This is a genomic window from Marinobacter sp. SS5-14b (assembly GCF_030541005.1).
Lineage (GTDB): Bacteria > Pseudomonadota > Gammaproteobacteria > Pseudomonadales > Oleiphilaceae > Marinobacter.
The window spans coordinates 192,428-214,202 of the sequence record NZ_JASSVM010000006.1; the positions used below are offsets into that span (position 1 = coordinate 192,428).

Here is a 21,775-nt window from a genome sequence, read left to right on the forward strand (position 1 = left end):
CAGCGGCGAGGAGGCCCCATGGAGCAAGGTACAGGTACGAACGCCCGGGTTCCTGACGTTCGGGAGATGTTGGCGCGGCTGATTTCCCTGCCGTCCATCAGCAGCGCGTCGCCGGATTGGGATCACAGCAATGAAGCCGTAGTGAGAACACTGGCGGAGTGGCTGGAAGCGCTCGGATTTTCGATAGAAATTCTGGATGTACCGGGCATGCCCGGGAAGTTCAACCTGATTGCAACCCTGGGCAGTGGCCCCGGCGGGCTGGTGTTGTCTGGCCATACGGATACGGTACCCTTTGATGACCAGCGCTGGCAGACGGACCCCTTTACCCTGACCGAAAAGGACAACCGCTGGTACGGGCTGGGTACCTGCGACATGAAGGGCTTTTTTCCACTGGCCATCGAGGCCGCGAAAGCGTTCGTGGGTCAGCCATTGCAGCAACCGTTGATCATTCTGGCCACTGCTGACGAAGAGAGTTCGATGAACGGCGCCCGCGCGCTGGCCGAAGCCGGAAAGCCCAAGGCGCGTTACGCTGTTATCGGCGAACCCACCAATCTGAAGCCGGTGCGAATGCACAAAGGCATCATGATGGAGCGGCTCCGGTTTGATGGTCAGTCTGGCCACTCCTCTAACCCGGATCTTGGCCGCAACGCCCTTGAGGGCATGCACGAGGCGATGACCGAATTGCTGGCCTTGCGCGCGGAGTGGCAGGGCAAATACCGCAACCCCAATTTCAAGGTGCAGGTGCCGACCCTGAACCTGGGCTGCATCCATGGTGGCGATAACCCGAACCGTATCTGTGCTCAATGCGAGCTGCATTTCGACCTGCGCCCGTTGCCCGGTATGAACATGGACACGTTGCGCCAGGCCATCCTCAGCCGGGTGCAGCCGCTGGCTGAACGGCGGCAGCTGAAGCTGACCTTTGAACCCCTGTTCGATGGCGTACCGCCGTTTGAAACCCAGGCCGACGCGGCACTGGTCAAAGCCTGCGAACAGCTCACTGGCCACACCGCCCATGCCGTGGCGTTCGCGACGGAAGCCCCCTGGTTGCAGAAGCTGGGCCTGGAAACCCTTGTCATGGGCCCAGGGTCTATCGACCAGGCACACCAACCCGACGAATTCCTGGAGTTGTCCCAGTTACAGCCGACCGTGGACATTCTGAGGGGATTGATCAAACAGTTTTGTCTTTGATGAATCGATTGCGGATTAAGGCAATCGCTACAGAATCTAAAGGGAGACCGGATTGAAATCGAACGAATGGCTGCATGGGTTCCGCCACTCATCGCCCTACATCAACGCTCACCGTGGGCGCACGGTGGTGTTGACCATGCCGGGGGATGCCATTGAACACCGGAACTTCATCAACATCATCCACGACATTGCCCTGCTCAGCAGCTTGGGTGTGCGGCTCGTTGTGGCCTTCGGTGGCCGGCCTCAAATCCAGTCGCGCCTGGACGATGCGGGCCTGGAGTCGTCCTTTGCCCGCGGTTTGCGCATCACCCCGGATAACCATCTGCCGCTGGTCATGGAAGCCATTGGTGGCTTAAGGGCTTACCTGGAAAGCCAGCTGTCCATGGGCCTGGTCAATTCGCCGATGCACAACGCCCGCATTCGAGTGAGCAGCGGTAACTACGTGACTGCCAAACCGGTCGGGGTGCTTGATGGCACGGATTTTGGCTACACGGGGCGAGTGCGCCGGGTTGATACCAAGGGGGTCGAGCAGTTGCTCGAACTGGGCCATATTGTGCTGCTTCCGCCCATGGGCTACTCACCCACCGGCGACGCCTTTAATCTTTCCTACGAAGACGTCGGCAGTCAGGTGGCCGCGGCATTGCAGGCCGAAAAACTGATTGTGTTCATTGATGACGAAGGCTTGCTGGATGAAGACGGCTCCCTGATACGGGAACTCTCGGCCCGTCAGGCGTCTGAACGGCTGAATGACAACACGGTGACCGGCCACGATGCCTCGTTGCTCAAGGCCGCCTGTGATGCCTGTGTGAAAGGCGTGAGGCGTGCCCATATCATCAGCTATGTTGAAGATGGCGCCCTGCTGGAAGAGCTGTTCACCCGGGACGGTTCGGGTACCCTGGTAAGCGGCGATCATTATGAACAGATTCGCCAGGCCCGGGTGGAAGACATCGGCGGCATTCTGGAGCTGATCCAACCCCTGGAGGAGCAGGGCGTACTGGTGCGTCGCTCCCGGGAAATGCTGGAAACCGAAATCGACCGCTTTGTGGTCGCAGAGCGCGATGGCACCATCGTTGGGTGTGCTGCTCTTTACCACTATCCGGAAGAGGGGGCAGGCGAACTGTCCTGCTTTGCGGTAGATCCTTCCTATCGCCGAGCCGGGCGCGGCGACGATATTCTTGTGATGGTTGAAAAACAGGCTCGGGCCCAGGGCATTCGTAAACTGTTTGTGCTGACGACCCAGACCGAGCACTGGTTCCGGGAGCGGGGCTTCCAGCCCACCGCCGTGCAGGATTTACCGGGGCCGAAACTGGCCTCCTACAACCCTCAGCGAAACTCAAAGGTGTTCGTTAAACCGCTGTGACAGGCTTTCCAGGGTTTGTTGGCGCTCACCAGCCGGCTCGGCGGCCAGATCGGTAACCGCGTTGTAGAACCGGCTGAAATCGTCGCCGGATTCCCTCAGCAGTTGCCGGAACCCGGGCACATACTGGTTGTATTGCTGAAACAGCGCCAGGTTGGCGTTGTTCAGTTGGACGGGCGGTGTGCCGAAAGGGCCAGGCTCCGGATAGTTTTGCGACAGTCGTTCGTATTGCCCGGCCAGTTCGGTCAGCAGGTCGCGTTTGCGCTGGCGCAGCGGCCCAGGGCCTATCTGGTCGTGTCGCTGGTAGAGGCCACGGAGCTTTTCGCTGGTGGCCTGAACCAACTCAAACGTGCGGTTCCGGTGTTCCAACCGTTTCAGTGCCAGGTCGAACTGTTCAGGCGATTGTTGCTGCTCCAGCCATAATCTCAGGCCTTCCAACTCTACGGCCGTCGCAAAACTTTCATTGAAGGCGGTATCGCCGTTCAGATACACCACTCGGTGCGCGAGTTCGTGAAATATCAGCGCCACCATCCGGGCTTCCGGCAGGGCGGTGAACCCGGAATGCAACGGGTCATCAAACCAGCCCAGAGTGGAGTAAGCCGTTACCCCACCAATAAAGGTATCAAAGCCTGCTGCCTGGAACCGAGCCTGCTCTGTTTGGGCCGGTTTCAGATCAAAATAACCCCGGTAGGCCTGGCACCCTATCACCGGGTAACACCACTGGTGCGGTTGCAATGAAAACTCGGGCACGGCCACCAGGTTAACGACAACCCAGGGGTGTTCAAGCGCTACAAAGTCAGAAAAGGCACCCCCTACCGGAAGCTGAAGCGTATTGCGGGCAAAGGCGGCCGCCGCCAGGGCTGTCGTGAGCTTATGCTGTAACTCGGGCGGAGTGCCGGGCTGGCGGATAACCTCTTCAACGGGCTGGCTGCGCATCATCAATGAGGCATGACCGCCAATCGCCTGGCTATAGTAGCCAAATGTCGAACAGCCCTGAAGGCCCGTAAACAGTAGCAAAACAAGATAGATCTGACTAAGCTGTTTCATGAATCAGAAAGTTATGATGAAGTGTGAGCCCGGTCACTGAAAAATATACAGACCGGGTGGATGCCGGGGGGGTTTCCCGTCGGCCACCGGAACTCATATCATAGCAGGTGGTGCGCCCCACCTAATCAGGGACGTTCGCCGGGCATTTGTCACCCGGCAACAGAGCCGGCTTTGTAACTGGTCAAAATATTTCATGGATCCGAGAGAGCGTCGCAGCAGCCCCAGACAGCCCATTAAACTCGCTGCACAGATTGATGCCGGCAACGGTGAGTCGTGGCCTTGCCAGATTGCCGATTTCTGTGCCGAGGGTCTTTATATCCGCTATTCCGGTGAAACCTCCGCCAAGCTTGACCGGGCCTTCAAGAACGCCACGCCCAAAGAACTGATCGTGCGCTTTCGTGGGCTTGAAAACAGCTTGCGCTACGAGCTTTATGTCAGCCCATCCCGACGTATTGAGCGTGCTATGGGGGTCAGTTTTACCCGTCCCAATCCAGAGGCCGTCAGCGCACTCTTGCACATGTGTGGCGGTGGTGACCAGGAGCGCTCAACTCTGCGTGCGCCCAGCGAACGAGTGCAGTTTGTGCTGCACCAGTGCGCAAAAACCGTCACCCGGTTCATCGAGCCCCTGATGGATGCCTGTTTCGTACAGACCGCTGAGGAGCTTCGCAAGGCGGCTCAGAAGGCCTCCAGCGATCAACTGGCGAATGAATATATGGATACCTCCGGCCAGATTCAGGGACGCCAGCGGGTGCTTTGGCACCATATGGCGCGAAGCCTGGAGTCACCGCTAAAGCCGGAACCCAAAGGCGCGCCGGGCTCCATGCTGTCGGTGGTCGATAAAAACGAGTTTGAAGACTGGCTGGCGGTCAGGGTGATGGTGACACGAGCCGACACTATGTACCGCGGTGAACTGCTGCAGCTGAAGCTGCGCCTCGATAAGCTGGGTATTTCCAATCGAACCGGCCATCACAATCCACTGGGACCCTCATTGGTTTGTGAGGCTTTTCACCATGCCCTGGCTCAGCTGAAAGCCAGTCGTGACGTAGAGAAGGTTTGCCTCAAAACGTTCGAGCAGACCGTCATCCGTCAGTTGGCGCCACTGTACCGGGAGCTGAACAATATCCTGGTTCGTCATGGTGTGTTGCCGGATCTGGATTTGTCGAAGTACTTGAGCGAGCAACCGGCGGAAAAGCCCAGAGTGCCGGTTACCGACACTCGCAAGCCTCCTGTGGGGCCCAAGCCGGTTGCTTCTGCAGCTGAACCCTCCGCCACTTCGACGGAGGGCAAGCCGGCGGAGTCGGCCGAGCGCTCACTGCGATCGAGAATCTCCGGTGAGTTCCGGGGCTATGCCAGAGATGCCCAAACGGCTTTTACGACCGTACGCAACCTGCTGGCTACCTTACAGGTGAACCGGCGCGCAAGAGAAGGTGGTGCAGCGGAACCCGAACCCTTTGCAGCTGACGCGCGGCCGTTGTCCGCCGGTGAACTGCAGCGGGAGCTTCAGGAACTTCAGCTGCGTGCCGCAGGCCCGGATGAACCCGCCGTACCGCTCAAGGAGCGGGTGGTCGCGAAAGTAAAAGAAAGCTCCGGCCAAACCCGCTTGAACGATGAACAGCAGGGTGCTCTGGATGTTGTTGACCGGTTCTTCCGAAGCGTTATTGAAAGCCCGAAGCTCAGTGGCTACGCCCAGGAGCGCATGCGCCAGCTGGAAGTGCCAGTGCTGAAAGTGGTGATGCGTGATCCGGCATTTTTTGAAGACCAGGCAAGCCCGGTTCGCGGCGTGATGAACCGGCTCGCTCAGCTTGGGGTCAAAGGCGGTCGGCTGAACCCGGTGGTTCAGCGTCGGGTTGATGAACTGGTACAGCGCATTGCCACCGAGTTTGAGCAGGATACCGGGGTGTTCGAACAGACGGTGGGCGAACTGGATACGTTGATCGAGCGTCAGAACCTGGTGTATCGGCGCAATGTGGAGCGGGTAACGGCGGCTGCGGAGGGCGCTCAGAAGGTGTCTGAGTCCAAGGCTGCGGTTGCGGAGGCTCTGGACAGCAAGCTGGCCGGGCGAAAAGTGCCAAAAGCCTTGGTGAGCTTGCTGGATGGCGGTTGGCGAGATCTGTTATCACTCACCTGGATCCGGCAGGGGTCAGACAGTCAGCTCTGGCAGGATTATCTGGCGGTGCTTGATTCACTGCTGGCCTTTTCAGATGACCCGGACAGCAGTATTAACCTGCCTGAACTGTTACGGCTGATTCAGGACGGGCTGGCCTCCATCTCCAGCAATCACATGCCATCATCCCAGATACGAGACGAACTGAAGCAGTTCCTGGTTCGCCGCCCGGAGGCGGCTTCCGAGATGGTAGAAATGCCGAAGCGCACCCCGGCAAAGCCGAGCCAGCAGGTCGCTGACGAGCGCGAGCAACGGAGCTTGCAGCGCTGGATTAATCGAGCTCAGCAATTGCGTACCGGAGACTGGCTGAAAGATCAAAGCCGGCCGTCTGAACCCCAATATATCCGGTTGGTGTGGATTGCCCGTGGTTTTTCCCGGTTTGTGTTTGTGAACCATCAGGGCATGCGGGTGGTCGAGCTTGAACTCGAAGCCCTGGCCCGAAAGATGCGTGAAGGTGTGATCATCCCCGACAGCCAATATGAAAAGCCTCTGGTGGATGAAAGTATCGACCGCATGGTTCGAAACGTTTACGACCAGCTGTCGTGGGTGTCGACCCACGACGACCTGACGCACCTGCTCAACCGCCGGGAATTTGAGCGCATGCTGGAGCAACAACTGGCCAGGCAGGAGGATCGCCGAGCCCTGCTGCAACTGGACTTGCGGGGCTTCCGGTTACTGAGCGACACCGCAGGCCAGCAGGCCGCGGATGAGGTGTTGAAGCAGGTGGCTGATATGCTGTGCCGGCATGTTGGTGAAGGCATGCCGGTGTCCCGGCTTGAAGGTACGGAGTTTGCCATGCTGGTGGCGGCCGAGAAGGCTGAGGAAGTCGCCGGGGCCTTGGTGGGCGCCGTTGAAAGCGGGGGCTATGCCTTCGGCGGGAAAGCCTATGAGTTGTCCGCTAATGTCGGTATTGCACCGGAGTTGCCGGCACTGGCGAACGCGGAACGTTGGCTGCGAGGGTCTGAACAGGCGCTTTCTGCGGCCCGGCGTAAAGGCCCCGGAAAAATCGCCGAGTACAGCCTGGATGCCGATGATCAGGCCAGGCAGGAGCAGATCGCCTCCCGGGTGGCCAGCTTGAGTGATCCGGCAGAAGAGCGCATGTTGCTGCGGTGCCAGAAAATGATTCCGCTGCATGGTGAAGCCCGGATGGCGACCCAGTACGAAGTGCTGATCAGCATGTACGATGACAACGGCACCCTGATCACCGGGCGTGATTTTGTCCGCATGGCAGAGCGTTATGACCGCATGCAGGCCGTCGACCGTTGGGTTGTCGGGCACATGCTGGACTGGTTGCGTGATAAAGCGCCAGACCCGAGGCATGTGGGGGGCGTGTGCATCAATCTGTCTGGTTATTCGCTGAATGACCAATCACTGCTGGAGTTTATCTATGAGAAACTCAGCGAAAAAGACGCTCCCATAGAGCGGCTGTGGTTTGAGCTGACAGAGGCGTCGGCCATTCACGATGTTCAGGCCGTGGCAGATTTTATGCGGGAGATGAAAGAGCTTGGCTGCCGGTTCTGCCTGGGCAATTTCGGCAGTGGTCCGAACTCCTACCAGTTCATGCGTTCGTTACCGGTTGACCTGATCAAGATCGACAGTGCTTTCACCAGCCAGTTGGTGTCCAGCCCGACCGATCAGGCGATGGTGAAGTCGATGGTCGACATGGCGCACTACATGAGCCGGGAAGTGATTGCTTCTCAGGTTGAATCCCGCGAGGTTCTGGATATGCTGAGGCAGCTGGGTGTGGATTATGCCCAGGGCTTTGTGGTTGAAAAACCCAAGCTGCTGAACAGTTTGATCTGACCCCGGGGATTCTGGTTTTATGTCCAAGCGCCATCCAATTATTGCCGTTACCGGGTCATCGGGAGCCGGTACCAGCACCACTGGCCAGATTTTCGGCCGCCTGTTTGCCAGCGAGGGCATCACCGCCGCCATGATCAGCGGTGACAGTTTTCACCGCTATACCCGTGAGCAAATGGCCAGGCTGGCGGCGAAAGGCCAGTTCGGCGAACGCAACCATTTTGCGCTGGCGGCCAATCACATTGACCGCCTGGAAGCGCTGCTTTACGACTACAGCCACACCGGCAATGGCCGGTACCGGCAGTATGTTCACGATGAAGACCGGGAGCTGGTGGCTGCAGGCCACAAACCCGGCACCTTCACACCCTGGAGCTCCCTGCCACCGGATACCGACCTGCTGTTTTACGAAGGACTGCATGGCGGGGTGGTCAGCGACAACTACAACATCGCGCACTACGTAGACTTGTTGATCGGCGTGGTGCCCATCGTCAATCTGGAATGGATTCAGAAAATCCACCGGGACACCAATCAGCGCGGGTACAGCCCTGATGCGGTCGTGCAGACCATCATCAATCGGATGGACGACTATGTGCACGATATCGTGCCCCAGTTCTCCCACACCCACATCAACTTTCAGCGCATTCCTCTGGTGGATACCTCCAACCCGTTTATCGCGAGGGATGTGCCGAGCGAAGATGAAAGCCTGGTGGTGATTCACTTTCGTGAAGCGGCCGAGGTGGATTTTGCCTGGCTGCTGCAGGTGATCCCCCAGAGCAGTCTGTCACGCCACGACACGCTGGTGATCCCCGGCACCAAAATGCCCCTGGCCATGGACCTGATCGTGCGGCCCATGGTGCAGAGGCTGATGGCAGGTAAGGCCTTCGCCTGAGCCTCAGGCGGTGAGTTGGCCGGTCTGGTAGTCCCGCAGGGTCTGCTCGATCTCTTCCCGGGTGTTCATCACAAACGGGCCGTACTGGACGATGGGCTCGCCAATTGGTTTGCCCGCGATCAACAGCAGCCGGGCACCCTGATCGCCAGCGCTCAGCATGACTTCATCGCCCTGATTCAGCACGCTGGCGGCCGAAGGCTGCAGCGCTGTTTGGTCATCGCCGGTGAGCAGGCTGGCGGTACCCTCATATAGATACAGCATGGCGTTGAGCTGTTCCGGTACCGGCAGGGCAACTTGTGCTCCGGCCTCCAGGTGAACATCGGCATACAGGGGCTGCGTGGTGCCGCCGTTGATGGCTCCCGTCACCCCGGCACCGTTAACGGTCATTTCCCCGGCAATCAGTTTGATCATCGCACCCGCCTGGCTGAGCACCGGAATGTCTTCTGGCTGGATGTCCTGATAACCGGCCGGCTTCATCTTTTCGGCTGCCGGCAGGTTCAGCCACAACTGAAACCCGCGCATCAGCCCGGATTCCTGCTGGGGCATTTCGGAGTGCACAATGCCGCGGCCTGCGGTCATCCACTGCACGCCGCCGTTGCGCAGGTTGCCACGATTGCCCAGGTGGTCTTCGTGCAGCATGTGGCCTTCGATCATGTAGGTGACCGTCTCGAAGCCCCGGTGCGGATGGCTGGGGAAGCCGGCAATGTAATCCTGCGCCTGGTCAGAGCCGAACTCGTCGAGCATCAGGAATGGGTCCATGCGAATGGATTGGCGCTGGCCCAGTGAGCGTTTGATTTTGACACCGGCACCGTCAGAGGTGGCCAGCGCGGGAATGGTCTGTTTCAGGGTGCGAAGTGTCATGGGTCGTCCTCTCGGTTTCAATTGACTCTATTAAACCGGGGTGGCCCTGAGGATGAAAACGCAGAATTCTGGGGGGAGGGATCAAAAAAACTGAAGAACGGGCGGCAACCTTTGCTGGCAGCCGCCCGAAAGGCTTATTCCACGTTGCGGGAATAGAAGATTTCCAGCATCTCCCGGCGCAGCCGATCTTCAATGGACTGGGCTTCGACCGGATCCAGCTCGTTAGCGTTCACGCCGAATACATAATTGTCCAGATTGAAATCCTTCAGCATCATCTTGGTGTGGAACAGGTTCTCCTGATACACGTTGACGTCGATCATCTGATAGGCGTTCTGGGTGTCTTCGGTCAGGTAGTTCTGAATCGAGTTGATGTCGTGATCAATGTAGTGCTTGGTGCCATCAACGTCGCGGGTGAAACCGCGCACACGGTAGTCGACGGTCACGACATCGGAATCAAAGCTGTGGATCAGGTAGTTCAGTACCTTCAATGGCGAGATCAGGCCGCAGGTGGACACGTCGATATCGGCACGGAAGGTGCTCACGCCGTCGTGGGGGTGGCTTTCCGGGTAGGTGTGAACCGTCACGTGGCTCTTGTCCAGATGCGCTACGATGGTGTCTGGCAGCGGGCCCGGAGACTCTTCGTTATCGGCTTCGCCGTCGGTGACGTCGTGCTCGGCAATCAGCATGGTGACCGATGCACCATGGGGCTCGTAGTCCTGGCGGGCGATGTTGAGAATGTTGGCGCCGATGATCTTCACAACGTCTGTCAGAATTTGTGTCAGACGTTCGGCGTTGTACATCTCGTCGATGTAGTCGATATAGGCTTCACGTTGTTCTTCAGTCTGCGCGTAACAGATGTCGTAGATATTGAAGCTCAGAGATTTGGTCAGGTTGTTGAAACCGTGCAGCTGAAGTTTGGTTTCCATAATAATTGTTCACCTTTTGCGCAGACCAGCAGAGAAAGTTGCGTATTATGCATACCGCATGTGGCATTGAATAGTGTCAATAACCACATTTTTGGGCATGGCTATCTTCAGGCTGGCAACCAGTGGCTGTAAGGTCTGGCGATTACTCGGATTCCCGGATCTCAAAGCTGTGGGTGATCGCGACGCCCGCTTTGCCCAGCATGATTGAGGCGGAACAATATTTATCCGCCGACAGGCTTACGGCCCGCTCCACCTGTTTTTCTTTCAGGTTGCGGCCGGTGACCACAAAGTGCAGGTGAATGCGGGTGAATACGGCCGGGACTTCATCCGCACGCTCGGCTTCCAGTTCGGCATGGCAGGCGGTGACATCTTGCCGGCTTTTTTTCAGAATGCTCATCACATCAAAAGAGGAACAGCCGCCTACACCCATCAGCAACAGTTCCATGGGGCGGGGGCCCAGGTTTTCACCACCGTGGTCCGGTGGGCCGTCCAGCTGAACGCTGTGGCCGCTGCCGCTGGTGGCTTTAAAGCTGGCGTTGCCGGTCCAGTCTACGGTTGCTTTCATCGGGTTATTCCTCTGTCAATCAGTCGTGAAAGCGGATGCTAGCACAGACTGTCCGAAAGGCCTGCCTCTGCATTCGAGTTGCCCAAATGTGGCCTTCTTGTTATAAGTTGCGTGGCATATCAGTAAAATCCCTAACCTGCAGGGAAAAGCGGGGATATAAAAAGATCAGGATTCGCAATACTCTGAGGAGGCATGTCTCGCATTATGGCTACCATCGTCAAGCCGGTTGAGCAGAAGACCAAACATCTGGATTACTTTCTTTCCCAATGCCACCGCCGGCGGTATCCGGCCAAGAGCACCATTATCTATGCGGGTGATAAAAGCGACTCCCTGTTCTACATCGTAAAGGGATCGGTAACCGTCATTATTGAAGACGATGACGGCCGCGAGATGATCATGGCCTACCTGAATGCCGGCGATTTCTTCGGCGAGATGGGGCTGTTCGACAACATGGATTCGCGCAGCGCCTGGGTAAAAGCCAAAACCGAGTGCGAAGTGGCCGAGATCAGCTACACCAAGTTCCGGGAAATTGCCCAGCAGGACCCACGGGTGTTGTATTTTATTGGCGAACAAATGGCGTCGCGCTTGCGTCAAACGACCCGTAAAGTGGGTGACCTGGCGTTCCTCGACGTCACCGGCCGGGTGGCGCGCACGCTGCTGGATCTGTGCAAAGAACCGGATGCCATGACGCACCCGGATGGCATGCAGATCAAGATTACCCGTCAGGAAATCGGCCGTATCGTCGGCTGCTCCCGGGAAATGGTGGGCCGGGTGCTGAAAACCCTTGAAGATCAGGGTCTGGTGCGGGTCAAAGGCAAAACAATGGTGGTTTATGGTACCCGCTGACTCCGGCGGTTTTCAGCCATAGTGCTAAGCGATACCCTTGAAGAGAAAAGCCGCTGACTGCCAGCGGCTTTTCTCGTTATAAGCCTGGCAAACTCAGGCGTGAGCTTGCACAAACTCCCGCACGGACTGGCTGATGACGCCGGGGTTGCTCAAGGGCGCCCAGTGGGGTGCATCGACTTCTTGCAGAGTCAGCTTGCCGGTCCAGCGCGACAGGTTTTCAGCCAGTTGAGGGCCAACATAGCTGTCCCGGGTGGGCAGAATAACCTGCACCGGGCAAGCGGCCTTGCGGGGCTCCGGGCGCAACAGTTTGGGAAGAAAATTGGCTCGGTACAGCTTTACCCCATGACGGCCATCCGCCTTCTGAAGTGGGCTGAAGGCTGCATCATCAATTTGTTCATACTTTCTGAGAAAGCCCGGCCACAGCCGGTCGAGCCCCGCGCTCCAGAGGGCTTCCGGGAGTAAAGGGATCTGAAACATCATAACGTACCAGGAACTGGCAACCTGTCGCAGAACCTTGGTGGTGCCACCAGAGCGAGGTTGGGCAATTCGCTCCCGAAGCCAATAGCCCACATGATCCAGGCAGGGCCCGGATATGGACGTGTAGGAGCGGATGCGGCCATCAAGTGCTCCGGTGGTGACGGTTTCCCAGCTCTGAATGGCGCCCCAATCGTGGGCAACCAGGTGAAACGGGCGGCCGGGAATCAGGGCATTCACCACTGCCTCGAGATCCTGCGCCAGCAGGGCCATTCGGTAGTCGCGGGTTCTGGCCGGCTTGTCGGACCGGCCGGCACCGCGAACGTCGTAGCGGATTATCCGATAGTCCTGCTCCAGCTTTTCGGCCACCTTGTCCCATACGGTGTGGTTATCCGGATAGCCGTGCACCAGAACCAGAGGGGTAGCCTCCGGATTGCCCTGGGCAATAGCGTGCAGTGTCAGGCCGCCACTGGTGACCCGGTATTCCTGTTTTGTACTCACGTTCATCGCAACCTTTGGGTGTTGAGTCCGCCAAGGTTAACCAGTGCGGGGGATGGGGCCTGTGGCCAAAAAGAGGCGCCGGTGCCGCCGCCAGGGTCAATCTGCCAGGGCCACGGATTTGATCTGCAGCCACACCCGCTGTCCGGGGCTGAGCCGGAGCTGCTCAACCGAACGAGCGGTCAATCGGGCCAAAAAAGGTGTGGCTCCGGCCAGCAATCGGACCAGGCTGGTGCCGGGGGTAACTTCGCTTGCGATTTGATCAACAGTCGCAGGCAGTAGGTTCTGAATACTCTGGTCACGGTTTTCATCGAGTGCAATGCTGATGTCCCGGGCGAGCACCTGCACCCGAACCGCCATGCCAACGGTCAGGTGATCATGCTGGCGTAACCAGAGTTCGCCGCCATCAAATTCGATTCGACACAGGCGCCACTGGGTATCCAGCTCGGCAACGGTGCCTTTCAGGATCACGCCGGCGTGTTCTTCGAGACCGAAAGGGTGGTCGGTGCGGGCGAGGGTTTCCTGCAAGGGGCCCTGAGCCACTACCCGGCCGTGTGCCATCATCACGATATGATCGGCCAGCCGGCCGATTTCGCTGGTGGAGTGGGACACATAGAGTACGGGCATCGCCAGGTTGTCTCGCAAACGCTCCAGGTAGGGCAGAATCTCCTGTTTGCTTTGCTGGTCCAGGGCTGAGAGCGGTTCATCCATCAGAAGCAGGCTGGGGCTGGTCAGCAGTGCCCGGCCAATGGCGACACGCTGGCGCTCACCCCCGGATAGCCGAGCTGGCATCCGGTCCAGTAGCGGCCATAGCCCGAGCCAGTCATGAACCTGATCCGGGTGTATTCGTCGCTGATTCGCAGGTACCCGCCGGTAGCCGTACAGCAGGTTCTTGCGTACCGAGAGGTGGGGGAACAGGCAGGTATCCTGAAACACATAGGCCAGTGACCGCTGATGCACGGGACGGCTATCGCCGTCGGTTTGCCAGTGCTCGCCCAGCACTGTCAGCTGGCCATGCGCGGCCTGAAGCCCGGCAATGCAGCGCAACAGGGTGGTTTTGCCACAGCCGGAGTGGCCGAAAATTCCGGTAATGCCCGACGCGGGCAGGTCCAGATCCACGTCCAGCGTGAATGCCTCGAAACGGCAAACGAAGCTTGCCTGAATACCGGCGGGTGTGCTCATTTGACCACCCCCGGCTGAAATCGGCCGTTCAGTGTGTACAGGCTGACCAGTACCACAAAGGAAAAGGCGAGCATCGCGGCAGATAGCCAGTGCGCCTGGCTGTACTCCAGCGCTTCCACATGATCGAAAATCGCCACCGACAGCACCTTGGTTTCGCCGGGAATATTGCCGCCAATCATCAGCACCACACCAAACTCGCCCACGGTGTGAGCAAAGCTCAGCACCGAGGCGGTCAGAAAGCCCGGACGTGCCAGGGGGATGACGATCGAAAAGAATCGATCCCGGGGCGAGGCCCGCAGTGTAGCGGCGGCTTCCAGCAGGTTTTCGTTGATGGTCAGGAAGGCGTTCTGCAACGGCTGCACGGTAAATGGCAGGGAATAGATAACCGAGGCCACCACCAGCCCTTCAAAGGTAAAAGGCAGCAGGCCCAGGCCGAGGTTTTGGGTCAGTTGGCCCACCATGCCATCCGGCCCCATCAAGATCAGCAGGTAAAAGCCCAATACCGTGGGCGGAAGAACCAGCGGCAAGGCAACAATCGCGGCAATAGGCTGGCGTAACCAGTGTTGGGTGCGGGCCAGCCACCAGGCAATGGGCGTACCGACAAGCAACAGCAGCACTGTGGTGGCGCCTGCCAGTTTCAGCGTCAGCCAGATGGTCTGCCATTCCGGGCTCATGGGGTCTCCGCCAGTTCAGTGGTTGGGCTGATGCGGGATATCGTACCCGTCTTCTCGAATGATCGCCTGTGCTTTGCTTGTTATCAGGAAATTGAGCCATGCCCGGGTGGCCGGGTTTTCCTCGCCCCGCTTGAGCAGAATGGCGTGCTGACTGATCGGTTGGTGCAGCGTTGCGGGCACCTGCCAGAGTGAACCCTTCGCACCCTTCCAGGCGTGTACTTGTGCCAACGCGACAAAGCCCGCCTCGGCATTGCCGGTTGCAATAAACTGGAAGGTCTGGGCGATGGAGTCGCCACTGACCAGTATCGGCTTGAGCGTTTCAGCCAGCCCGAGGTTTTCCAACACCTCCATGGCGGCAATGCCGTAGGGTGCTGTTTTCGGGTTGCCGATGGCCAGGCGCTGAGGTGTGCTCTGCAGGTAGCTTATGCCGTCGATAAACAGATGGCTGTTGCGGCTCCAGAGCACCAGCCGGCCTTCGGCGTAGGGGAGCCGTGTGCCGGTCACAGCCAGCCCATGCTGTTCAAGAAGCTGAGGGCGTTCATCGTCGGCGGCCATGAAGGCATCAAAGGGTGCGCCCTGGTGAATCTGCGCATAGAGCTTTCCGGTAGAGCCGTAACTGACGCGAACCTGATGCCCGGTTTGTTGCTCGAAGGCCGGCACGAGCCTGGCCATGGTGCCAGTGAAATTGGCCGCGACCGCCAGGGTGGTGATTTCGGCCCGTACCGGGCTGATGCCCAGTACCAGACCGGCGGTGATCAGGCCGGTAACGGCTCGGCGCAGGCGGGTTCGTGCACGGGAATACACTGCAGCAGGTGTTGCCATACATCCTCGGCGTTCAGTTCGTTCAGCATTTCGTGTCGCCCACGCTCAAAAAGCCGGAGAGTGACTTTGTGGATGCCCGATTCACGAATGGTCTGGAAATGCTGGCGTATGCCTTTGCCCATCTCTCCGACGGCGTCTTCGGTACCCGCAAACAGATGCACCGGTAGTTCTTTGCGCCAAACAGCGGGATTGATTGAAAGCATGCCCTTGACGAAATCATGCCACAGCCCGGCCGAGCATTCGAATCCGCAGGCTGGATCGGCAATATAGCGATCCACTTGTTGCTCGTCCCGGCTCAGCCAGTCGCAGTCGGTTCGATTGGGTTGAAACTGCCGGTTGAATTTGCGGAAGGTGAGGTTGGCAATCAGTTTGCTCCGGTGGCGCTTGCCGCGAATCAGGCGTATCAAGCCGATGAGCAGCCGGGAGGCTGTGAGCTCCGGGCGGTGAACACGGTTGGTGGCGCTCAGGATCAAGGTGTCCAGGGTGTTGCCATGCTGTTGTGCGTAACACTGGGCAATGAACGAGCCCATGCTGTGGCCCAGCAGACTGACCGGCATGCCGGGGAACGTTTGGCGGGCGTGAGCCACCACCAGGCCCAGATCCGCCACCACCTTTGCCCAGCCACCGTTATCCGCGTAATGGCCGAGATCTCCTCGGGCGCAATCGGGGCCGTGGCCCCTGTGGTGGTAGGTGATCACGGCTACGTTGCGATCGGTCAACCAGCGCGCCAGGGCGGCGTAGCGGTCGCCGTGCTCGGCCATGCCATGGCTGATGACCAGGCAGGCTACCGGAATGGCGGGCCGAAACAGGGTGCCGGTAATGCGGTGGCCGTCATCGGTGGTCAGGTTCAGGGTGTGCTGGTTCACGGTGTCTGGCCGGCTCCTTGGTGACCGGGCGTTGCCACTCCGGCGGTTTCCATAAATGCTTGAGTCGGGAGATTAGTCTGCCCGGCCGGCTCATGTCACGGAACATGTCCACATATTCGTGTGTCCAGAGCACAATCAGATTGGTGGAGTAGACCTGGCGGGTAATGCCGTACTCCGGCGGATTCTCATCACTTTCCGGTACGAAGGTGCCGAACAGGCGATCCCAGATGATCAGCGTGCCGCCATAGTTGCGGTCGATGTATTGTGGGTTGCGCCCGTGGTGAGCCCGATGGTGGCTTGGCGTGTTGAACACCTGCTCGATCCAGCCCGGCAGCCGGCCAATCAGCGTGGTGTGGATGAAAAACTGGTACACCAGTGAAAAGGCGTAGGCCACGCCAATCCATACCGGATTGAACCCCAGCAATGCCATGGGCAGATAAAAAATCCACATGCCGTTGAATATGTTGGTGGCATTCTGACGCATGGCGGTGGAGAAATTCATGCGTTCGGACGAATGGTGAACTACGTGGGCCGCCCAGAACCAGCGCATGCGATGGCTGGCCCGGTGCATCCAGTAGAAACAGAAATCGACCCCGAGGAAGGTGAGGGCCGCGGTGAGCGCGTTCAACTCGATATCGAACAAGCGGTAGTGGTAACACAGGGCATAAACCGGAAACGCGATCAGGCCGGCAAACAACAGCTCGGTGACCTGGTAGCCCGCACCCAGGGCGAAGTTGCGGATGGCTTCCCGGGTATCCATCAGCTTTGGATTGTGGCGAATCTTCAGATATTCCCACACCGTCACGGCGACGAATATCGGAGTGGCCACCATGAAAATCAACTGTCTTTCGTCCAGCGCCAGCCAGGGGGCAAGCGACTCCCAGAGAGCCAGCAGGCCGCTGTTCTCGAGCACAGCCTGCATCATGTCGATCAGCGCCATAATAAAACCCGTTGTGGTTATTGTTCGGGTTTTATCATGGCACAACACGCGTATTCGTCGATGTCCTATTCCGCCAACGGGACTGGCGCTTTACGACAAACGTTCCGGTTAGCGGTTGTTGCGGTAGATCTCGGCGATTGGAGCGATATCGTCCTGCCACTGTGCCAGCATGGCTTGTACCGGTTTGGGTATCTTTACCGGTTTGGGCCAGGGCACCGGATACTGGGGGGGCTGAAACAGCGGAGCCATTAGAGCGCCAGCAGTGAGATCCGCACGGGAAAACTGGTCGCCCACCAGGTAGGGTTGCTGGCGGTAGGCTTCAGCCAGTTCCGCAAGCAATGTTTCCAGGGCTTGCTGAGCCGTATCGGCCGTCGCCTGGTTGATCTTCATCCACTTGCGCATGATTTCATCCACCCGGCTGAAGGCCAGGCTGAGAATGATCCGGTTGTAAAATGGAGTGCCGGCGGCCAGCAGCGGGATCACCACTTTTGGGCGCTGCAAAAAATAGTGATAGATCCAGGTTCGGATCGCCGGGCCGGCCAGGTCATCCAGTTTCTTCTCCCAGGCCAGGACCTGTTCGCGGGCGTCCGGTGACTCCGGCGCCAGTGGCCGCTCGGGAAAGGCCTGATCCAGGTAATCCAGAATCTGCGCCGAGCCCTGGATGATCTGGCCGTCGTGGTCCAGGACCGGCACCGAGGATTCTGCTTTGGTCAGCGCTCGAATGGACTTGACGTGCTGGCCCGGCAGCAGGTTGACGGGTTGGTAGTTGATGCCCTTGTAATCCAGGGCCCAGCGGACTTTCTCGGCATAATGAGAAATGCAGAACTGATAGAGTTTGACGGTCATGAACAGCCTTCCGGACAGGGTTTCGCACAAGATTAACCTGTAAATCAGTCAATTCCCAAGTTCGCGCTCCCGGGTCGACGACTGAGTTCGTCCTTGCTCGAAGATCGTAGACGCAGTTCTATTCCTGTGGCGGGAATCATGGTTAATCGGAGCGGGAATCACTAAACTAGCGTTCTGTAGTCTCGAACAACAGAGGACGTGTTCATGTATTTGCGACGAGTGCTTTCGTTTTCCGTCGTGGTGGTTGCCGGCCTGATGGTGTCCGCCTGTGCTTCCAATCCAAAGAGTAACAGCTTGTCGGAATACGGCGTTTACCGCTGTGGGCAGCTCGATCTCACGGTAACCGGGCTGCAGGATAGTGGCTTGCTGGGCATCGAGTATCTGAACCGTCGTGCTTTGTTAAAACCCTCCGCTACCGATTCCGGTGAGTTGTATGTGGCGCCGGGCGATACCAGCACCCGGTTCTGGGCCAAAGGGGAGCGAGCCACGCTGACCCTTAAAGGCGACATCCTGCCGGAATGCCTGGAGCCCGGTGCGATTGAGTCGTCTTTCCGGGCGCTTGGTACAGAGCCCGACTGGTCTGCTCACATTGATAATAACCGCATGACCGTGACCCGCCCGTATGATCAATCGGTTACGGAAGGCATCTGGCTGCGGGAAACCGTTGCTAACCGTCATGGCCGCGCCTATGAGGCTAAAGTAGACGAGCAGGTGTTCGAAGTAACGGTTGCCCACCAGCTGTGTGAGGATGCCATGGCCGGAGCCCAGTACCCGGCGCAGGTTCGCCTGACGATTGATGGCAACACCTTTGACGGCTGCGGTGGCGACCGTCAGCGCCTGCTTCAGGGCGCACAGTGGGTGGTCGAGGACCTGGCCGGCAAGGGCATTATTGATCGCTCGCTGATGACCATTCGCTTTTTCGGCGATAACCGGGTGGCTGGCCGTGCCTCCTGCAACCGTTTTATGGGTGGTTATAAATTGACCGGCGAAGGGCTTTCCTTCGATGCGCTGGGAACGACCATGATGGCCTGCCACGAATCGCTGATGAATCAGGAGCAGAGGTTCCTGAAGCTGATGTCTGAAGTGGTCTCCGGCCGGATTGGTCGCCATGGCGAGTTGTTGCTGCAAACGCCATCCGGCGACACCATCAAGGCCTTCAAATCCGATACCGAAAACCCCTGACGCGAAATGGCCCTCAGGCGATACCAAGGGTTTTCTGAGGGCCCTGCGCACTGTCAATTTTCTGCAGCATTCGGCTGCTAGAGTTCGCCTTTGGTGTTTTCAGGGAACTCTCCATGACAGAGCTACGGGCACTCACTCCGCACAGTTCGATCCCGGCTGAGCAGTCTGGCCGGGATCGCCGCCAGAAGCGCCTGCTTCGCACTTTTTTGCCCGAACTGGTCCAGCTTGAGAGGCAACTGGCTGAAGCGCCGGAATTTGTTCAGACCACCGTGGCCGGCCGCGCCTCGGTGCAGGACATGGATCTGCCTATCTACCGGGTGGATCTTGGCTCCGCTCGTCCGGATGTTCCGGTGCTGTTGATGGTTGGCGGTGTTCATGGCCTGGAACGTATTGGCAGTCAGGTGGTGACCGCCTGGCTGGAGTCTTTGCTGGCAAGGCTGGGTTGGGATGGCCACCTGGCGGCGTTACTGCAAAAAGTGCACATCACCGTGTTGCCCATCCTGAACCCGGGCGGCATGTACCTGAATCAGCGCAGCAACCCCAACGGCGTGGACTTGATGCGTAACGCCCCCATCACCGCCCAGGACCGCAGTGCATTTCTGCTTGGGGGGCAGCGCTTTTCGGCTCGCTTGCCCTGGTACACCGGTGATCCAGAGCAGGGCATGGAGGCGGAAAACCTCGTTCTGGAGTCCGTTATCCAGGAGCTGTTGCCAGGGCGTCCTTTCAGCGTAGCGCTGGATTGCCATTCCGGTTTTGGCTGGCAGGACCAGATCTGGTTTCCCTACGCCTATCGCCGCCGCCCGATGCGTCGCATCGGTTCCGTGATGGCACTGAAACTGATCTGGGAGAAAGCCTACCCGAACCACAGTTACCATTTTGAACCGCAATCCGCGCATTACCTGACCCACGGCGATCTGTGGGACTACTTCTACAAACAGGTTAACCGGGAAAACCAGGGCGTGTTCCTGCCACTGACCCTGGAAATGGGTTCCTGGCGCTGGATACGCAAACGCCCCCGTCAGCTGCTTCGGCTGGATGGTTTTTTTAACCCTCTGGTGCCTCACCGGCATCAGCGGGTACTACGCAGCCATCTGACCTGGATGGACTTCCTGCTCAACGCGGCGGCCAGCCACCGGAACTGGTTGCCTTCGCAGGATGAGGAGTCCATGCTCAGAGAAGCCGCCATCATGCACTGGTACAGGGATACCCGATGACATGCACTGGATTCTGCTCAGGGGTCTGACCCGGGAACACGCCCACTGGGGTGATTTTCCCGAACGGTTGCGCGCCGAGTTTCCGGATCACCAATTCCATACTGTCGACCTGCCCGGAACCGGTGTGCATTTTCTGGAACCCAGTCCCCGGACTGTTGCCGACATCCGCCAGAAAGTGTGTGAACAGGTGCGCCATATTCCCCGACCGTTCAGCATCCTGGCGCTCTCCATGGGTGGAATGGTGGCTCTCGACTGGGCACAGCACGCCGCTCCGGGCGAATTGCAGAGCCTGGTGCTGATTAACAGCAGCTCTGGTTTCAGCCCGTCCTGGCACCGAATGAAGCCTGGCGCCTGGCCCCGCATTCTTCGCCTGCTGGCCCGCCGCGAGCTGTTTCACCGCGAGCGGGACATCCTGGCGCTCACCTCCAACCGCGAAGTACCCCTGAGTGTGTGTAAAGCCTGGTACAGCATTCAGCGCCAGCGGCCCGTTTCACCGAGCAATGCCGCGGCCCAGCTGTTGGCTGCCGCCCGTTACAAACCAAAGCCAAAGCGGCCCATGCCGGATGCTCTGATACTGGCGAGCAAGGCTGACCGAATTGTGAACTGGCGCTGCAGCGCAGAGTTTGAACGGCGTTGGTGCTGGACCCTCAAGCTGCACCCGGATGCCGGCCATGACCTGCCGTTGGATGATCCGGAGTGGTTGATTCGCCAGCTTAAAGACTGGTTGCCTGGCCGTTAACAGTTGCTTGACGCAACCGTTTTTTGCGGTCACTCTCAGGCCTGCTTAAACCCATTTCCTGCGGAGCCAACAACAATATGAAAATCTTCGAAACGAAAAGTGCCCCCAATCCGCGTCGTGTGCGCATGTTTCTGGCCGAGAAGGGCCTGACCGACAAAGCCGAATTTGTGCAGGTTGATATTGAAAAGGGTGAAAACCTGACTCCGGAATTTGTCGCCCTTAACCCGATGAAAAAAGTGCCGGTGATGGAGTTGGATGACGGCACTTGTATCGCTGAAACCATGGCGATTTGCCGGTTCTTCGAAGAAAGCTATCCGGATACCCCGAAGTTGCTGGGTGACAATGCCCTTGAAAAAGCCCAGGTTGAGCAGTGGCTGCGCTGGATCGAATTTTACTTCTTCATGCCGACCGGCATGTGTTTCCAGCACACTACGGGTTATTTCAAAGACCGCATGAACCCGATCAAGGAATGGGGCGAGGAGTGTGGGCAGGGCGTTGAGAAGTTCATGCACTTCCTGAATAAGCAGCTGGAAGATAGGGACTACATCTGCTGCGACAAGTTCACCGCAGCGGATATCAATGCCTTCACCACAGTGGCGTTTGCCCGGGTGGTGAACATTCGTATCAAGCCGGAGCACGCCAATCTGCAGGCCTGGTATGACCGTATCAAGGCCCGGCCCTCGGCCCAGGCCTGA

Annotated in this window: 20 protein-coding genes; 9 read left to right on the plus strand and 11 right to left on the minus strand. The window is 58.6% G+C overall.

The genetic code is table 11. The features are described 5' to 3' along the window. Positions 1-18 precede the first annotated feature (18 nt). Together argE and argA are read left to right on the plus strand one after the other, a co-directional pair. Positions 19-1,188, plus strand: a complete 1,170-nt coding sequence (gene argE, locus QPL95_RS14415) for an acetylornithine deacetylase (RefSeq protein ID WP_303291692.1) — start codon at positions 19-21, stop codon at positions 1,186-1,188. Positions 1,189-1,240: 52 nt separating this feature from the next. Then, positions 1,241-2,548, plus strand: a complete 1,308-nt coding sequence (argA, locus tag QPL95_RS14420; RefSeq protein ID WP_303291693.1) for an amino-acid N-acetyltransferase — start codon at positions 1,241-1,243, stop codon at positions 2,546-2,548. On the opposite strand, the gene QPL95_RS14425 is transcribed toward argA, so the two are convergent. Further along, positions 2,522-3,592, minus strand: a complete 1,071-nt coding sequence (locus tag QPL95_RS14425) for an aminopeptidase (protein WP_303291694.1) — start codon at positions 3,590-3,592, stop codon at positions 2,522-2,524. The two genes, argA and QPL95_RS14425, sit on opposite strands and share 27 nt — an antisense overlap. 193 nt (positions 3,593-3,785) lie before the next feature. Between QPL95_RS14425 and QPL95_RS14430 the strand changes: the two genes are divergently transcribed. Both QPL95_RS14430 and QPL95_RS14435 read left to right on the plus strand, forming a co-directional pair. Beyond that, a complete protein-coding gene (locus QPL95_RS14430) occupies positions 3,786-7,559 on the plus strand; it encodes a DUF1631 family protein (protein ID WP_303291695.1) in 3,774 nt (1,257 codons plus the stop codon). 19 nt (positions 7,560-7,578) lie between these two features. Next, positions 7,579-8,445: a phosphoribulokinase gene (locus QPL95_RS14435; protein ID WP_303291696.1), complete on the plus strand. Its 867-nt coding sequence runs from the start codon at positions 7,579-7,581 to the stop codon at positions 8,443-8,445. Positions 8,446-8,448: 3 nt separating this feature from the next. On the opposite strand, the gene QPL95_RS14440 is transcribed toward QPL95_RS14435, so the two are convergent. From QPL95_RS14440 to QPL95_RS14450, 3 genes are all read right to left on the minus strand, one after another. Next, the gene (locus QPL95_RS14440; protein WP_303291697.1) at positions 8,449-9,306 is read right to left on the minus strand and encodes a pirin family protein; all 858 of its coding nucleotides are present in this window, start codon (positions 9,304-9,306) and stop codon (positions 8,449-8,451) included. A gap of 134 nt (positions 9,307-9,440) precedes the next feature. After that, complete coding sequence (gene speD, locus QPL95_RS14445; RefSeq protein WP_303291698.1) at positions 9,441-10,232, minus strand: adenosylmethionine decarboxylase; 792 nt, start codon at positions 10,230-10,232, stop codon at positions 9,441-9,443. Positions 10,233-10,374: 142 nt separating this feature from the next. After that, positions 10,375-10,797 (minus strand): OsmC family protein, encoded by a 423-nt coding sequence (locus QPL95_RS14450; protein WP_303291699.1) that lies wholly within the window; start codon positions 10,795-10,797, stop codon positions 10,375-10,377. Between the two features lie 204 nt (positions 10,798-11,001). On the opposite strand from QPL95_RS14450, the gene crp reads away from it, so the two are divergent. Next, positions 11,002-11,643: a cAMP-activated global transcriptional regulator CRP gene (gene crp / locus QPL95_RS14455; RefSeq protein WP_007153756.1), complete on the plus strand. Its 642-nt coding sequence runs from the start codon at positions 11,002-11,004 to the stop codon at positions 11,641-11,643. A 93-nt stretch (positions 11,644-11,736) separates the two neighbouring features. On the opposite strand, the gene QPL95_RS14460 is transcribed toward crp, so the two are convergent. From QPL95_RS14460 to QPL95_RS14490, 7 genes are all read right to left on the minus strand, one after another. Beyond that, positions 11,737-12,618: an alpha/beta fold hydrolase gene (locus QPL95_RS14460; protein ID WP_303291700.1), complete on the minus strand. Its 882-nt coding sequence runs from the start codon at positions 12,616-12,618 to the stop codon at positions 11,737-11,739. Between the two features lie 96 nt (positions 12,619-12,714). Beyond that, positions 12,715-13,797 carry a molybdenum ABC transporter ATP-binding protein gene (modC, locus tag QPL95_RS14465; RefSeq protein ID WP_303291701.1) on the minus strand — a complete coding sequence of 361 codons (1,083 nt, stop codon included), beginning with the start codon at positions 13,795-13,797 and terminating at the stop codon, positions 12,715-12,717. Next, positions 13,794-14,471 carry a molybdate ABC transporter permease subunit gene (gene modB / locus QPL95_RS14470; protein ID WP_303291702.1) on the minus strand — a complete coding sequence of 226 codons (678 nt, stop codon included), beginning with the start codon at positions 14,469-14,471 and terminating at the stop codon, positions 13,794-13,796. The genes modC and modB overlap by 4 nt, the downstream gene beginning before the upstream one ends. Positions 14,472-14,486: 15 nt before the next feature. After that, entirely contained in the window at positions 14,487-15,293 is an 807-nt protein-coding gene (gene modA / locus QPL95_RS14475; protein WP_303291703.1) for a molybdate ABC transporter substrate-binding protein, read from the minus strand. Continuing rightward, a complete protein-coding gene (locus QPL95_RS14480; RefSeq protein WP_303291704.1) occupies positions 15,227-16,159 on the minus strand; it encodes an alpha/beta fold hydrolase in 933 nt (310 codons plus the stop codon). The genes modA and QPL95_RS14480 overlap by 67 nt, the downstream gene beginning before the upstream one ends. Further along, a complete protein-coding gene (locus tag QPL95_RS14485; protein ID WP_303291705.1) occupies positions 16,125-17,099 on the minus strand; it encodes a sterol desaturase family protein in 975 nt (324 codons plus the stop codon). Before QPL95_RS14485 ends, QPL95_RS14480 begins: the two co-directional genes overlap by 35 nt. A 108-nt stretch (positions 17,100-17,207) precedes the next feature. After that, positions 17,208-17,945, minus strand: a complete 738-nt coding sequence (locus QPL95_RS14490; RefSeq protein ID WP_303291706.1) for a glutathione S-transferase family protein — start codon at positions 17,943-17,945, stop codon at positions 17,208-17,210. 204 nt (positions 17,946-18,149) lie between these two features. On the opposite strand from QPL95_RS14490, the gene QPL95_RS14495 reads away from it, so the two are divergent. The 4 genes from QPL95_RS14495 (at position 18,150) to QPL95_RS14510 (ending at position 21,775) form a co-directional block, all read left to right on the plus strand. Next, positions 18,150-19,127, plus strand: a complete 978-nt coding sequence (locus tag QPL95_RS14495) for an META domain-containing protein (protein ID WP_303291707.1) — start codon at positions 18,150-18,152, stop codon at positions 19,125-19,127. Positions 19,128-19,240: 113 nt separating this feature from the next. Further along, a complete protein-coding gene (locus QPL95_RS14500) occupies positions 19,241-20,341 on the plus strand; it encodes a M14 family zinc carboxypeptidase (protein ID WP_303291708.1) in 1,101 nt (366 codons plus the stop codon). Between the two features lies 1 nt (position 20,342). Further along, positions 20,343-21,080 carry an alpha/beta fold hydrolase gene (locus QPL95_RS14505; RefSeq protein ID WP_303291709.1) on the plus strand — a complete coding sequence of 246 codons (738 nt, stop codon included), beginning with the start codon at positions 20,343-20,345 and terminating at the stop codon, positions 21,078-21,080. Between the two features lie 77 nt (positions 21,081-21,157). Then, a complete protein-coding gene (locus QPL95_RS14510) occupies positions 21,158-21,775 on the plus strand; it encodes a glutathione S-transferase family protein (protein ID WP_303291710.1) in 618 nt (205 codons plus the stop codon).

Coding starts and splice junctions, on each gene's coding strand:
- QPL95_RS14450 (WP_303291699.1), bottom strand. CDS start 10,797: ATGAAAGCAACCGTAGACTGGACCGGCAACGCCAGCTTTAAAGCCACC.
- QPL95_RS14425 (WP_303291694.1), bottom strand. CDS start 3,592: ATGAAACAGCTTAGTCAGATCTATCTTGTTTTGCTACTGTTTACGGGC.
- QPL95_RS14440 (WP_303291697.1), bottom strand. CDS start 9,306: ATGACACTTCGCACCCTGAAACAGACCATTCCCGCGCTGGCCACCTCT.
- modB (WP_303291702.1), bottom strand. CDS start 14,471: ATGAGCCCGGAATGGCAGACCATCTGGCTGACGCTGAAACTGGCAGGC.
- speD (WP_303291698.1), bottom strand. CDS start 10,232: ATGGAAACCAAACTTCAGCTGCACGGTTTCAACAACCTGACCAAATCT.
- crp (WP_007153756.1), top strand. CDS start 11,002: ATGGCTACCATCGTCAAGCCGGTTGAGCAGAAGACCAAACATCTGGAT.
- QPL95_RS14435 (WP_303291696.1), top strand. CDS start 7,579: ATGTCCAAGCGCCATCCAATTATTGCCGTTACCGGGTCATCGGGAGCC.
- QPL95_RS14495 (WP_303291707.1), top strand. CDS start 18,150: ATGTATTTGCGACGAGTGCTTTCGTTTTCCGTCGTGGTGGTTGCCGGC.
- modC (WP_303291701.1), bottom strand. CDS start 13,797: ATGAGCACACCCGCCGGTATTCAGGCAAGCTTCGTTTGCCGTTTCGAG.
- QPL95_RS14485 (WP_303291705.1), bottom strand. CDS start 17,099: ATGGCGCTGATCGACATGATGCAGGCTGTGCTCGAGAACAGCGGCCTG.
- QPL95_RS14510 (WP_303291710.1), top strand. CDS start 21,158: ATGAAAATCTTCGAAACGAAAAGTGCCCCCAATCCGCGTCGTGTGCGC.
- QPL95_RS14430 (WP_303291695.1), top strand. CDS start 3,786: ATGGATCCGAGAGAGCGTCGCAGCAGCCCCAGACAGCCCATTAAACTC.
- QPL95_RS14500 (WP_303291708.1), top strand. CDS start 19,241: ATGACAGAGCTACGGGCACTCACTCCGCACAGTTCGATCCCGGCTGAG.
- argE (WP_303291692.1), top strand. CDS start 19: ATGGAGCAAGGTACAGGTACGAACGCCCGGGTTCCTGACGTTCGGGAG.
- QPL95_RS14490 (WP_303291706.1), bottom strand. CDS start 17,945: ATGACCGTCAAACTCTATCAGTTCTGCATTTCTCATTATGCCGAGAAA.
- QPL95_RS14505 (WP_303291709.1), top strand. CDS start 20,343: ATGCACTGGATTCTGCTCAGGGGTCTGACCCGGGAACACGCCCACTGG.
- modA (WP_303291703.1), bottom strand. CDS start 15,293: ATGGCAACACCTGCTGCAGTGTATTCCCGTGCACGAACCCGCCTGCGC.